The sequence below is a fragment of the Embleya sp. NPDC001921 genome (assembly GCF_053594475.1).
In genome coordinates this window covers 319,402-333,013 of sequence record NZ_JBSFEO010000004.1, presented here as the reverse complement: position 1 = coordinate 333,013, position 13,612 = coordinate 319,402, and the positions used below count along the sequence as shown (strand labels likewise).

Below are 13,612 nucleotides of genomic sequence, written 5' to 3'. Positions count from 1 at the left end.
CGGAGGGAACCACAAGCTGACTCAACGTCAGGAGAATCACGGATGGCCCTGCGCCTCGAAGAACTGATCGCCCCCGGGCACACCGCGTTGATCACCCAGGAATGCCAGAACGGAGTGATCGGCGCACACGCGGTGTTCCCCGCGCTGACCGCCCACACCGGGGAGCTGATTCCGGCCGTCGACCGACTCGCGAAGGCCGCCCGCAGCGCCCGACTCCCGGTCGTGCACTGCCTCGCGGTCCGCCGTCCGGACGGCCTGGGTGCCAACACCAACGCCCGGATGTTCGGCGCAGCGGCCAAGGCACCGGTCCTGTTGGAGCCGGGTACGACCGCCGCCGCGGTGGCCGACGGAATCACCGTCGAGCCCTCCGACCTGGTGCTTTCCCGTTATCACGGGCTCGGTCCGATGGCCGACACCGGATTGGCCGCAGTACTGCGGAACATGGGCGTGCGCACGATCGTGGGCGTCGGCGTCTCGCTCAACGTCGGCATGCTCAACTTCGCGATGGACGCGGTCAACGCCGGATTCCAGTTCGTCGTCCCGCGCGAGGCGGTGGCCGGATTCCCCCCCGAATACGCCGAGGCGGTGCTCGCGAACACCTTCAACGCGATTGCCACGATCACCACGGTGGACGCCGTACTCGCCGCCTGGAACTGAAACCTGATGCCCCGTCACCGTGTCGGTGACGGGGCATCAGACGAATCTTGGAACAGCTGATTCGGGGAACACCCGATCGGGCGAACGCCGATCCGGGGAAAGCCCGACCCGGAGCGGGCCCGATCACGGAGCGCCGGATCCAACGGCGAGCGATCGAGGGAATCCGTCCGGACGGCTACGGCTGACCGACCGTCAGCGACCGGGCGCCCAGGGCTTCTTGTCGTACTCCTCGCGAAGCTTGAACTTCAGCACCTTGCGCAGCGTCTCGTTCCGGGGCAGCGCGTCGACCAGTTCCAACTGCTCCGGGATCTTCTGCGTCATCAACCCGGCTTCGCGCAGGTATGCGACCATTTCGGCGAACTCCAGGTCGGCCTCACCCGGTTGCCGCTCGACCACGGCGCACACCCGCTCGCCGCGCTCGCGATCGACCAGACCGACGACTGCCGCGTCGGCGACCTTCGGGTGGGCGAACAGCAGGTCCTCGATCTCGCGGGCCGAGATGTTCTCACCCTTTCGGATGATCACGTCCTTGAGCCGACCGGTGAGCGAGAGGTGTCCGTCGGCCCGCAGCCTGCCCAGGTCGCCGGTACGGAAGTAGCCGTCCTCGTCGAACGCGTCGGCGGTCAGCGCGGGGTCGGTGTACCCCTTGAACACCATCGGCCCGCGCAGCCGGACCTCGCCCTCCTCGCCGGTCTCCGCGACGCTGCCGTCGGCCCGGGCGATCCGCACCCGGATCCCGGTGACCGGCTTGCCCTCGGTGTACGAACGCTGGTCCTCGGAGTCGTGCGGGCCACCCTGGGCGATCATCGGGACCTCGGTCATCCCGTACCCGTGGCACAGGATCGCCCGCATCTCGTCGCGGACCTCGGCGACCAGCTCCGGCGGCTTGGGCGCACCGCCGCCCGAGACGATCCGCAGCGTCGGGATGATCTTCTCGCCGGGCTGCTTGCGCTGTTCGTTCAGGAACGCGACGTAGAACGCGGTCGAGCCGCCGACCATGGTGACGCCGAGCCGCTTGTACACGGGCACCACGCCGGCCGGGTCGAAGTTCTCCACGATCACGGCCGGGAAGCCGGAGGCGAGCACCGTGACGATGTAGTCCGGGCCCGCGATGTGCGCGTACGGGAAGGCGATCGAGCCGACGTCGGACTGCGACATGTCGAGCGCGACGGCCAGGCCCTTGCCGCCCGCGAGCAGCGTGGAGTCGCTGTGCTGCACACCCTTGGGGTCGGATGTGGTGCCGGAGGTGTAGTAGAGCCAGCGCACCTCGTCCCCGTCGGTCGGCGCGGCAGGCAGCCCGGCCGGGTCGCCCTCGGGCAGTTCGTCGTACGCCACCAACACGGTCGGCGGCTGCGCCAGGTCCTTCGCGAGCGACTCGCCCATCGCCAGGAAGTCGAAGCCCTTCCAGCTACGCGGACACAGGAAGAACTCGGCGCCGGTCTGCCGCAGACAGAAGCCGACCTCCTTCTCCCGGTAGAACGGGATGATCGGGTTCTGCACCGCGCCCAGTCGAGCCAGCGCGAAGGAGACCACGACGGACTCGATCCGCGTGGTCAACTGCCAGGTCACGCGGGTACCGGCGGTGACACCGAGCGCGTGATAGCCCGCGGCCACGCGCTCCGCCCACGCCTTGAACTCACCGAAGGTGACCGTACGGTCCTCCGGGTCGAGCAACATGGGCACATCGGGAGTCGCCGCCGCGCGGCGCTCCACCAGCTCCCAGAGAGTGGTGGCGTCGTAGATCGGGTCAGACACGTGTCCTCCGCGCGGGAAGCCGGGGCCGGGGGTACGGTGCCCGGGCATGGCGGGGCCAGCGCCCGGGTGCTGAACCTGACGGTACGTCAGAAGCTTTGCGGGAAGAAAGACTTCGCGTGGTCACGCGCATCACAACCGAATCGTTCGCAACCTTGATCGAGTGCTGGCCAACCGGCCCGGGACTGCCTAACCTGGGGCGCTACCGCCTACCCCCGGGGGCAAAATGTCACCCTTCCGCCGGGAGCGCCCGTCGGTATGCCTGGGCCCGCTCGCGAACCTCCCCGAGGACGTCCCGACGCGGGTCGGCACCAGCCCCCCGGTCGCGATCCTGCGCCACGGCGACACGGTCCACGTCTTCGAGGACCGCTGCCCCCACGCCGGCGCGATCCTCTCCAGAGGCACCCTGACCAACGAAAGCCTCACCTGCCCGGCCCACCAAGCCACCTTCGAACTGGCCACCGGCCGCTCCACCGGCCAACTCCCCTGCCGCCCCCTCCACACCTACACCTCCTGGCTCCAAGACGGCCTCCTCTACCGCTCCCCCACGCCCCGCCCCACCCGCAAAGCCCAAAAATCCCCCTGCCCCAACCCCGCCCCGCTCGACTCCCCCTGACCCACCCCCGCCCCACCGAACCACGGCTCCCAAAACCACAGACGACAACGCGCACCACACGGCCGGCGACGAAAAGACGGCACGAACGACCGGCGGCAACGGACGGCGGGCGACGCGCGCCGAAACCCGAACGGCCCACCCCACTCAGCCCGGCCGGCGTTCGAGGCCACCCCGGCCCACCCGACGCCCAACGCCGGCCGAGCCACCCGGCCCGGCCCGGCCGCGTTCGGCGCCGACGACGGCGCGCTCAGGCCCCGGTCGGGTCCGCGGAAAAGGCGTCGCAGCCCTTGGCCCAGGCTCCGGAGAGGTCCGCCCCCGGTGGAAACCGGCCGGCCAGTTCCAACACGACCATGCCGTGGGCAAAGCCCCATACGGCGCGCGCGGCGTCGGCGTCGCCGCCCACGGCTCGCACCAGGGGTGCCGCCGCGCGAGCCTCCAGTCCCGCCGGCAGCGCGCCGCGATCCAGGGGCCGGCCGCTCATCAGTCGATACAGATCCGGATGGGCCAGCGCGTACGCGCGGTACGCCCCCGCCAGCGCAGCGATCCGCCCCTCACCCCGAACCACGTCGGCCACACCGCCCGCGCTCGCCGCTCCGGGCGACCCCGACCCACCGCCCGCCTCAACCCCGCCGACCACACCATCGCCCACACCGTCCGCCACCTCGACGGCCTCCAGCGCCTCCGCGAGTTCGGTCATGCCCTGGGCGATCAGTGCGTTCTCGACCGCGGACTTGTCCGGGAAGTGCTTGTACAACGACGGCGCCTTGATGCCGATCCGGTCCGCGATCCGCCGCATCGACACCGCATCCGGTCCCTCCGCCTCCAGGAGTTCCCGCGCGGCGACCACGATCTCGCGAGCCCTGGCGCTGAGGGGCGGTGACAACACGTCAGACATGCTTGCGGAATCCTTCCGGAGTGCGCAGTCCGTACCCGGCGGCACGGTCCATCGCGATGTGGGTGAGCCAGCCGAGGCCGGCGGTGAACAGCGGCGGCCAGACGACGGGTCCGACGGCGTACGCGACCAGCACGATCAGCGGGACCCAGGCCCGGTGCAGCGCGTTGTAGAACGGCACCGCGCGCGGCTGGAGCCGACCGGGCTGGTGCGTACCGTCGCGCGCCGCGTCCTTGATGCCGATGAACATGGTCAGGTCGGGCAGCACGAAGAAGAGCAGCGCCGCCGCCGAGGTGGCGAAGCCGTACTTCACGCTCTCGAACACCGCGAAAGCCGCCAGGAACAACGTCAGCGCGATCCACGCTCCGCGTCGGATCCGTCGAACCACGGCCGAGCCGCCGATTCCCGTGTGCGCGATGGTGCTCATGCCGCCGCCTCCGTTCGCCTGAGGCTAACAATGTTAGCCGTCTGCGTCCATCATCCGGCTAACACCGTTAGCCGTCAAGTCTCGGCGGCCTTTTCGTCCCATCGATCACGAACGCCACGCGCGCCCACCGGCTCCCGACCCGGGGACGAGCGCCACGAACACGACCGACATCACCAAAGCCGGCGCGAGCCCGATCACCAATCCGGCACTCGGCCCCTCGGCCGGCCCCACCGGCGCCCCGACCCGCAACACCCCCGTCGACTTCGACACCGACGACCCCAACACCGGCGGCTTGGGCGCAGGCGGCTTCGGCGGTTTGGTCGCCGGCGGCCGAGGCGGTCGCGGATTCGCCGGCTTCGTCGGCGGTTTGGTGACGCCCGCGACCCTCACCGCCGGCCCTCCGCCACCCCGAGCCCCCTCGAAACACTCACTCCCCGGCGCGTACCCGGCGCCCATCCGCCCGACCCGCACCTCGTACCCCGCCCCGCCCGACCCCCCGCCGGACCCGACCTCGACGGCCGCCCGCCCACCGGCCTCGGCGCCCGCCGTGCCGCAGGCCCCAACGGCCGGCACGCACACACATGCCACCAGCAGACACCGCACCGCGAACCGAGAGTCGGCCATGGCGCAAGGTTGGCTCCACCCAGCGGATCACCCCGAACGAACCCCCGAAAATCCCACATACGAGTGACCCGCCCCAGCCCAAGCCCAAGCCCCCGGACCCGAACCCGAACCCGACCAACCGGCGCATGAGGACGCCCTCCCCGCCCCCGAAGCCGGCGCCGCCCCTCACCCCGGCCACCCTGGCGCGTCACGTGACGCCCGCGACCCTCGCCCGCCTCAACCGCGGCCCGGAACCCGACGCAGGGTGATATCGGCTCCGACCACGAAGCCCTCCAACGGACCGCCCGCCACGCCCACGGGAACCCCGTACGCCGCCCGCGTCTCCAGCCCATAGGTGCCCCCGGCGACGTTCGGCGCACCGAGCACCGTCACGACACCGTCCCCGTCGGAGTCGTCGACGATGACATACGCACCGATACCCGCCCGCGCGTACGCCCGACGCTTGCGGTCCCGCTCACCGGCCGGACGCTCCGGACACACCACCTCGGCCACGAACACCACTCCGGACGCGAGTACGCCGATGCCGTCCGCGTCACCCACGCGGTCCACATCGTCGGGCGCCACGAACACGTCCGGCATGTAGAGCTCTCGACCGGAGACGACGGTGCCCGCCGTATACGCCGCCAACGGCCCGTTGGCCAGGTGCTCGGTCAGCGCGTCGCGCAGTCGGTTGGCGAGCACGGCGTGCCGCCGACCACCCATCGGCGAAAGCACGATGGAGCCGTCGATGATCTCGGCACGAAACCCCTCGGGGACGGTCATCGCCCGCCAGGTGCGCCAAAGGAACCGGTCGCGTTCGGCCATGATTCGTGTCACGCGCACATCGCGACAGTAGGCCCGCATCCGGCCGAGCCGCGCCCGCTTCCCACGCGCCCAACTCGATCGAGTGAGTCGGTGGGGCCGCACCAGTCGGCCCCACCGACCGGCCCGGACGAGCCGCCCGGCGAGCCGCCCCCGATCAGCGCAACTTCCGCGCCACCTCGGTGGCCCAATACGTCAGGATCGACGAGGCCCCCGCCCGCTTGACCGACGTCAGCGTCTCCAGCACCACCCGGTCCCGGTCGATCCAGCCGTTCGCCGCCGCCGCCTCGACCATCGCGTACTCGCCGCTGACCTGGTACGCCGCGACCGGCACGTGCACCTCGTCGGCGATCCGCCGGACGATGTCCAGGTAAGCCATCGCGGGCTTGACCATCACCAGGTCCGCGCCCTCGGCCACGTCCAACAGGACCTCGCGCACGGACTCCTCGGCGTTGGCCGGGTCCTGCTGGTAGGTCATCCGGTCGCCCTTGAGCGTGGATTCGACCGCCTCGCGGAACGGACCGTAGAAGCCCGACGCGTACTTCACGCTGTACGCCAGGATCGACACGTCCCGATACCCGGCGCCGTCCAACGCCCGCCGGATCACCCCGACCTGACCGTCCATCATGCCGCTGGGACCGACCATGTGTACGCCCGCGTCGGCCTGTACGACGGCCATCCGCGCGTACGCCTCCAGCGTCGCGTCGTTGTCCACCGAGCCGTCCGCCGCCAACACGCCGCAGTGCCCGTGGTCGGTGAACTCGTCCAGACACAGGTCGGACATCACCACCGCGTCGGCGCCCACCTCGGCCACCACGTCGCGGATGGCGACCTGGAGCACGCCCTCGGGGTCGAAGCCGGCCGAGCCGACCGCGTCCTTGACCGTCGGGATGCCGAACAACATCAGCCCGCCGACCCCCGCCGCGACCGCGTCGTGCGCGGCCTTGCGCAGCGAGTCGCGCGTGTGTTGCACAACGCCCGGCATCGACGAGATCGGCACCGGTTCGCGCACACCCTCGCGCACGAACAGCGGCAGGATCAGGTCGGCGGGATGCAGCCGGGTCTCCGCGACCAGGCGGCGCACCGCCGGGGACGTGCGCAACCGACGGGGGCGGTGCGCGGGAAACCCTGACGATGCGTCAGCCTGGTACGACATCGGAACTGGTCGGCCTTCCTCATGAGAGGTGTGCGGGCCACCCCACGAATCCTGAGCGCCACTCCACGAGTCCCGAGCGGTCACCCAAGAGTCCCGAGGGTCACCCCACGAGCCCGAGAGTCACCCCGCGAGCCCTGAGAGGCGCCCCCCGAATCCTGGGCGCCCCTCCACGTAATCTACTTCGCCTTCCGTCGCGACCCCGGCCGCCGTTCACTCGGACGGGTGACAGGGTCGCCCGCCTCCACCATGGCGGCCCGCCGCGCCGTGCCGAACTCCGCGAGCGCCTCGGCCAGCGCGGACACCGACGGCTCGGGAGCCATCACGTCCACGCGTAGACCGTGCTCCTCGGCGGTCTTCGCGGTCGCCGAGCCGATACACGCGATCACCGTCACCGCGTGCGGCTTGCCCGCGATGCCGACCAGGTTGCGCACCGTCGAGGACGACGTGAACAGGACCGCGTCGAAGCCGCCGCCCTTGATCGCCTCGCGGGTGTCCGCCGGCGGCGGCGCCGCGCGCACCGTGCGGTACGCGGTGACGTCGTCGACCTCCCAGCCCAGCTCGACCAGACCGGCCACCAGGGTCTCGGTGGCGATGTCGGCGCGCGGCAGGAACACCCGGTCGATCGGGTCGAAGACCGGGTCGTACGGCGGCCAGTCCTCCAGCAACCCGGCGGCGGACTGCTCGCCCGACGGCACCAGGTCCGGCTTGACGCCGAACTCGACCAGCGCCCGCGCGGTCGCCTCGCCCACGGCCGCGACCTTGATCCCGGCGAAGGCGCGCGCGTCCAGGCCGTAGTCCTCGAACCGCTCGCGCACCGCGCGCACGGCGTTGACCGACGTGAACGCGATCCACTCGTAGCGGCCGGTGACCAGGCCCTTGATCGCCCGCTCCATCTGCTGCGGCGTGCGCGGGGGCTCGACCGCGATGGTCGGCACCTCGTGCGGCACCGCGCCGTACGAGCGCAGTTGCTCGGACAGCGTGACCGCCTGCTCCTTGGTGCGCGGAACGAGCACCTTCCAGCCGAACAGGGGCTTGGTCTCGAACCACGACAGGGTGTCGCGCTGGGCGACCACGTCACCGACGACCACGACGGCCGGCAGCGTGATCTTCGCGGACCGCACGTCGGACGCCACCTGCGCGAGCGTGCTCACCAGGGTGCGCTGCTCGGTGGTGGTGCCGTTGACGGTGACCGCGACCGGCGTGGCCGGCTTGCGACCGCCGGCGACCAGTTCCTGCGCGATCTCGGCGATCGAGTCGAGCGCACCGCGCAGCACGAGCGTGCCGTCGACGGAGCCGACCGTGGCCCAGTCGATCGAGGCCTCGGCCATGTCGAGGACGCGAACGCCACCGCTGCCCTTGGCCGCGTGCAGCGGGATGCCCGCGTACGTGGGAACGGCCGTGCTGACCGGGACACCCGGGACGACCTCGAAGACGATCTTCGCCTTCGCGACCGCGGTGATCTCGTCCGTGACCGACTGGTCCACGCACGGGTCACCCGCCACGGCCCGGACGACCTGCCTGCCCGACCGCGCGGCGGCCACGACGACCTTGGCCCGGGCAACGGCCGACAGGAGTTCCCCGTCGTCGCCGGTCACCGGGTCGAGGACCTCGACGCCGCTCTTGCAGTGGAACAGGACCTGGCGCAGCGTCGCCTCGTCGGCGATCACCACATCGGCCTCGGCCAGCACCTCGATGGCCCGCAGTGTGAGCAGTCGCGGGTCGCCGGGACCGGCACCCACAAAGGTCACGATGCCGCTGGGCTTCTTCTTCGCTCTGGGGCTCAAGGGACGCGCTCCCCCATCAAACCGGAGGCCCCTCGGGCGAGCAGTTCGGCCGCGAGTTCGCGACCGATCTTCTGCGCCTCGTCGAGGGTTCCGGTGGCGGACAACCGTACGCTGTCGGTGCCGTCGACATTCGCGACTACGGCCCGCAGGTACAGCTCGGTGACCTGCTCGCCCTCGGCGACCTCACAGAGGGCGCCGACCGGAGCCGAACATCCGGCTTCCAACACGGCGAGCAGCGTGCGCTCGGCCAGTACGGCGGCTCGGGTGTCCGAGTCGTCCAAACCGGTGAGCAGTTCGACGAGGGCGACATCGTGAGTCGCGCACTCGACGGCCAATGCCCCTTGACCGGGGGCAGGCAGCATGTGGAGCGGATCGAAGGTCTCGGTGACCTCCTCCGCACGGCCCAGGCGGGCGAGACCGGCCTTGGCCAGGACGACGGCGTCGAGTTCGCCGGACGTCACGAAGCCGACCCGGGTGTCGACGTTGCCGCGGATCGGCACGATCTCGTGGCCGAGCCCGAGCAGCAGCAACTGCGCCGCGCGGCGCGGCGAACCGGTCCCGATCCGGGAGCCGGCCGGCAACTCGGCGAGCGCGAGCCCGTCCCGGGCCACCAGCGCGTCGCGCGGGTCGTACCGCGGCGGGACCGCCACCAGGGTGATGCCCTCGGGGTCGCCGGTCGGCAGGTCCTTGAGCGAGTGCACGACGAAGTCGACCTCGCCGGCCAGCAGCGCGTCGCGCAGCGCGTTGACGAAGACGCCGGTGCCGCCGATCTGCGTGAGCTGTTCCCGCGAGACGTCGCCCTGCGTGGTGATCTCCACGAGTTCGACGGCACGGCCGGTCAGGCGCGTGACGGCTGCGGCGACATGACCCGACTGGGCCATCGCCAATTTGCTGCGCCGGGTGCCCAGTCGCAACGGTGCTTCGGTCACGCCACACCTTCCACTGCGTCGGGGGCGTCCGCCCGGCGGACCACCTCGGGGGTGCCGGGGTCGAGATCGAACAACATCCGCAGCGCGTCCGCGTACGAAGAGCCGCCGGGCTCGCCGGCCAACTGCTTGACCCGCACCGTCGGCGCGTGCAGCAGCTTGTCCACCACGCGCCGCACGGTCTGCTCGACCTCGGCGCGCACCCGGTCGTCCATCTCCGGGACCCGGCCGCTGAGCCGGTCCAACTCGGCCCGGACCACGTCCGAGCCCATGCTGCGCAGCGCGACGACGGTCGGTGCGACCTGCTGGGCCTGCTGCGCGGTCGCGAACGCCGCGACCTCCTCGCAGACGATCTTGCGCACCAGGTCCACGTCGGCCTCGCCGGCCGTACCGGCGGAGACCTCGGCGAGCAGTTCCAGGTCGATCAGCACCACGCCGTCGAGGTCGCGCACACCCGAGTCGATGTCGCGCGGCAGCGCCAGGTCGATCAGCACGAGCGGCCGCTCGACCCCGCGCTCGCGACGCGCGGCCAGCACCGCCTCGATCTCGTCCCGGCCGATCACCAGACCGGCCGCGCCGGTACAGGAGACCACCAGGTCGACCGAGCCCAGCGCGTCGGGCAGCGCGGACATCGGCACCGCCCGGCCGGCCACCGACTCGGCCAGGTGCTCGGCCCGCTCGTAGGTGCGGTTGGCCACCACGATGTGTCCGACGCCCTCGCGGTGCAGCGTCTTCGCGGCCAGCGCGCTCATCGAGCCGGCGCCCACCACCAGCGCCCGGCAACCCTCGATCGGGCCCATCGACAGCTCGGCCTGGGCCAGCCCGACGGTCATCAGCGACCGGCCGGCCTGGTCGATGCCGGTCTCGGTGTGCGCCCGCTTGCCCACCCGCAGCGCCTGCTGGGTCAGCTCGTTGAGGACCCGACCGGCGGTGCCGTGGGTCTGCGCGAGCGCCAGCGCCGCCTTTATCTGACCGAGGATCTGGCCTTCGCCGACCACCATCGAGTCGAGTCCGCAGGCCACCGAGAACAGGTGCTGGACGGCGCGGTCCTCGTAGTGCACGTACAGGCACGGGGTCAGCTCGGACACCGGTACGCCGGTGTGCCGCGACAGCAGGTTGCCCAGTTCGGTGACCCCGCCGTGGAAGCGGTCCACGTCCGCGTAGACCTCGACCCGGTTGCAGGTCGACAACAGCACGGCCTCGCCGACCGGCTCGGCCGCGATCAGGTCGCGCAGCAGCGCCTCCTGGGCCTGCCCGGTGACCGAGACCCGTTCCAGGAGACTGACCTCGGCCGTCCGATGACTCAGACCGACCGCCAGGACACTCATGGTGTCTTCCTACCGTTGTTCGCCGTGTTCGCGGGCGCGACACCCACGCGACAGCCGGTCACGCGGGCATCACCTCGGGGAGGTCGCCGCGTTCCCCCGACTTCGAGGGTCGCGCCGGAACCGGTCCCGCGACGGGATCGAGACCGGACTTGCGCTGTTCGTGGAAGGCCAGGATCTGCAACTCGATGGACAGATCCACCTTGCGCACGTCCACGCCCTCGGGCACCGAGAGGACCGTGGGCGCGAAGTTCAAGATGCTGGTGATGCCGGCGGCGACCAGCCGATCGGCCACTTCCTGCGCGGCCGGCGCGGGCGTGGTGATCACGCCGATCGACACGTGGTCCTCGCGCACGATCTGCTCGAGGTCGTCCATGTGGCGCACCGCCATGCCCGCGATCCGCTGACCGGTGACCGCCCGATCGGCGTCCAGCAGCGCCGCGACCCGGAATCCCCGGGAGGCGAACCCGCCGTAGTTGGCGAGGGCGTGACCCAGGTTTCCTATGCCGATGATGGCGACCGGCCAGTCTTGGGTGAGCCCGAGTTCACGCGAGATTTGGTACACGAGATACTCGACGTCGTAACCGACCCCGCGGGTGCCGTAGGAGCCGAGATACGACAGGTCCTTGCGCAACTTCGCCGAATTCACCCCGGCGGCAGCGGCGAGTTCCTCGGACGAGACCGTGGGAACACCCCGCTCCGACAGCGCACTGAGCGCCCGGAGGTACAGCGGAAGCCGCGCCACCGTCGCCTCGGGGATGCCACGTCCCCGTTGCGCCGGTCGCTCGGTACGCCCTGTAGCCACGCTGCTCCTGTGGGTGGGACCTGGGATTTCGATTGCCAGGTTAGGCTTTTGTGAACGTACGCACAAAGTAGGTGTCCGATTTGCGCGCCTGTCGTGATGCTCGTCACGCCTTGGTTCCGAATCGGTGCGTGAACTCGATCACACGAGGTGACCCCCGTATGGTCCATGCGTAGCCGTGGTGTCCGATCGCGCACGCCCCCTCACCGTACGTGTCGGCGATATTTCCCTCCGCCGGCCCCCTCGCCGGCCCCTCGCGCGGCGTCCGCCACGTGGTCGGGCCGGCGGCCGGGGTCCGCTCAGCCGCCCAGTGCGCGACGCAGCCGCCGCTCGTCCACCCGCCAGAAGTCGTGCTGCCTGCCGTCCACCATGGTCACCGGGATCTGCTCCCAGTACTTGTGCCGCAGCTCCGCGTCCTGGGTGATGTCGACCTCCGTCCAGGTCACGCCCAGCTCCCCGGTCACCCGTTCGATGACGGCACGGGCGTCGTCACACAGGTGGCAACCGGGCTTGCTCAGCAGCGTCACGGTGCGGGTCGCGGCGTCGGTGCGGCGGCGGAAGAGATTCACGTCCTCGATTGTCACCCGCCGAGGGCGCCGGCCAGAAGGCCGCCCCGGGACCGGCCGGATCCGGTCCCGGCGGTACGCCGGAGGGGACCGGGCTTCATCCGGGCGGCGCGCCGCCGCAAGACAACCGCCACACACCCGCAATACGCGCCTACTACGCTCGGCTCCATGGTTCTCTTGCGCCGGCGATCGACGACCAAGAACACCAACGACAGTGCCGTGCGGGCGGGCGAGGCCGCCGCCGCGGCGGCACACGCGAGCGTCCCGCCACGCGCCCTCGGCGACGACGGCCTGCCGGCGCGGATCGGCGCCGCGTTCTTCGACCTCGACAACACCGTGATGCGCGGCGCGTCGATCTTCCACCTGGCCCGGGGCCTGTACGCGCGCCGGTTCTTCGGCACCCGCGACATCGCCCGGTTCGGCTGGCAGCAGGCCCGGTTCCGGCTCGGCGGCGAGCACATGGGGCACGTCGGCGACGCCCAGGAGATGGCGCTGTCGTTCGCGAAGGGCCACACCGTCGAGGAGATCCGGGTGATCGGCGAGGAGATCTTCGACGAGTGCATGTCGGACAAGATCTGGCCGGGCACCCGGGGACTGGCCCAGATGCACCTGGACGCGGGCCGCCAGGTGTGGCTGGTCACCGCCGCACCGATCGAGATCGCCACCACGATCGCCGGTCGACTGGGTCTGACCGGCGCGCTGGGCACCGTCTCCGAGACCCGGGACGGCGTGTACACCGGGCGCCTGGTCGGCGAACTGCTGCACGGCGAGGCCAAGGCGGAGGCCGTTCGCGCGCTCGCGCTGAGCGAGGGCCTGGACCTGACCGACTGCTCGGCCTACAGCGACTCGGCCAACGACATCCCGATGTTGACCCTGGTGGGCGATCCGTGCGCGGTCAATCCGGACGCCCGACTGCGCCGCCACGCCCGGGCGAACGGGTGGCGTGTGAAGGACTACCGCACCGGTCGCAAGGCCGCCCGGATCGGGCTGCCGGCCGCCGCCGGCGTGGGCGCGGTCGCGGGTGCGCTGGCCGCCGGCACCGCCGTTCGGCGCCGGGTGCCGGGCCGCGTCTGAGCGGTCCGCCCGAACACCCCCACACCCCCCGCGACCTGCGGCGAGGGGGTCGTTCCCGGCTGCCTCGGGGCACCCGATCGGCGGCGAGTTGTCCGCATATAGCACACCCGACCCGTGACAACCCGGCAAACACGCAAAGAGCACACAACAGCGGTCCATCCCGGTAGCTTCACAACGCCGATGGGCACACTTGGTATCCCTTCCTTTACT

At 71.2% G+C, this 13,612-nt stretch carries 13 protein-coding genes; 3 read left to right on the top strand and 10 right to left on the bottom strand.

Annotation, left to right across the window (positions count from 1 at the left end):
* Window positions 1-42 precede the first annotated feature (42 nt).
* Window positions 43-657, top strand: coding sequence for a cysteine hydrolase (locus tag ACWCPW_RS06850; protein WP_449760512.1), 615 nt, complete (start codon window positions 43-45; stop codon window positions 655-657).
* A 192-nt stretch (window positions 658-849) separates the two neighbouring features.
* On the opposite strand, the gene ACWCPW_RS06845 is transcribed toward ACWCPW_RS06850, so the two are convergent.
* Complete coding sequence (locus ACWCPW_RS06845; RefSeq protein ID WP_449760511.1) at window positions 850-2,412, bottom strand: class I adenylate-forming enzyme family protein; 1,563 nt, start codon at window positions 2,410-2,412, stop codon at window positions 850-852.
* 223 nt (window positions 2,413-2,635) lie between these two features.
* Between ACWCPW_RS06845 and ACWCPW_RS06840 the strand changes: the two genes are divergently transcribed.
* Window positions 2,636-3,025 (top strand): Rieske (2Fe-2S) protein, encoded by a 390-nt coding sequence (locus tag ACWCPW_RS06840; protein WP_449760510.1) that lies wholly within the window; start codon window positions 2,636-2,638, stop codon window positions 3,023-3,025.
* Window positions 3,026-3,272: 247 nt separating this feature from the next.
* Here the strand turns inward: ACWCPW_RS06840 and ACWCPW_RS06835 are convergent, their stop codons facing one another.
* The 9 genes from ACWCPW_RS06835 to ACWCPW_RS06795 all read right to left on the bottom strand — a co-directional run bounded on the left by ACWCPW_RS06835 (window position 3,273) and on the right by ACWCPW_RS06795 (window position 12,331).
* Complete coding sequence (locus tag ACWCPW_RS06835; RefSeq protein ID WP_449760509.1) at window positions 3,273-3,920, bottom strand: TetR/AcrR family transcriptional regulator; 648 nt, start codon at window positions 3,918-3,920, stop codon at window positions 3,273-3,275.
* On the bottom strand, window positions 3,913-4,344 hold the full coding sequence (locus tag ACWCPW_RS06830; RefSeq protein WP_449760508.1) for a DUF4260 family protein: 432 nt from the start codon (window positions 4,342-4,344) through the stop codon (window positions 3,913-3,915). The genes ACWCPW_RS06835 and ACWCPW_RS06830 overlap by 8 nt, the downstream gene beginning before the upstream one ends.
* 840 nt (window positions 4,345-5,184) lie before the next feature.
* Complete coding sequence (locus ACWCPW_RS06825; protein WP_449760507.1) at window positions 5,185-5,790, bottom strand: Uma2 family endonuclease; 606 nt, start codon at window positions 5,788-5,790, stop codon at window positions 5,185-5,187.
* 136 nt (window positions 5,791-5,926) lie between these two features.
* Window positions 5,927-6,925 (bottom strand): porphobilinogen synthase, encoded by a 999-nt coding sequence (gene hemB / locus ACWCPW_RS06820; protein ID WP_449760506.1) that lies wholly within the window; start codon window positions 6,923-6,925, stop codon window positions 5,927-5,929.
* Between the two features lie 176 nt (window positions 6,926-7,101).
* Entirely contained in the window at window positions 7,102-8,709 is a 1,608-nt protein-coding gene (locus tag ACWCPW_RS06815) for a uroporphyrinogen-III synthase (RefSeq protein WP_449760505.1), read from the bottom strand.
* Window positions 8,706-9,638, bottom strand: coding sequence for a hydroxymethylbilane synthase (hemC, locus tag ACWCPW_RS06810; RefSeq protein ID WP_449760504.1), 933 nt, complete (start codon window positions 9,636-9,638; stop codon window positions 8,706-8,708). Before hemC ends, ACWCPW_RS06815 begins: the two co-directional genes overlap by 4 nt.
* Complete coding sequence (locus ACWCPW_RS06805; protein WP_449760503.1) at window positions 9,635-10,963, bottom strand: glutamyl-tRNA reductase; 1,329 nt, start codon at window positions 10,961-10,963, stop codon at window positions 9,635-9,637. Before ACWCPW_RS06805 ends, hemC begins: the two co-directional genes overlap by 4 nt.
* Before the next feature lie 58 nt (window positions 10,964-11,021).
* Complete coding sequence (locus tag ACWCPW_RS06800; RefSeq protein WP_449760502.1) at window positions 11,022-11,765, bottom strand: redox-sensing transcriptional repressor Rex; 744 nt, start codon at window positions 11,763-11,765, stop codon at window positions 11,022-11,024.
* 296 nt (window positions 11,766-12,061) lie between these two features.
* Window positions 12,062-12,331: a glutaredoxin family protein gene (locus ACWCPW_RS06795; protein ID WP_449760501.1), complete on the bottom strand. Its 270-nt coding sequence runs from the start codon at window positions 12,329-12,331 to the stop codon at window positions 12,062-12,064.
* 165 nt (window positions 12,332-12,496) lie between these two features.
* On the opposite strand from ACWCPW_RS06795, the gene ACWCPW_RS06790 reads away from it, so the two are divergent.
* Window positions 12,497-13,402: an HAD family hydrolase gene (locus tag ACWCPW_RS06790; protein ID WP_449760500.1), complete on the top strand. Its 906-nt coding sequence runs from the start codon at window positions 12,497-12,499 to the stop codon at window positions 13,400-13,402.
* Window positions 13,403-13,612 lie beyond the last annotated feature (210 nt).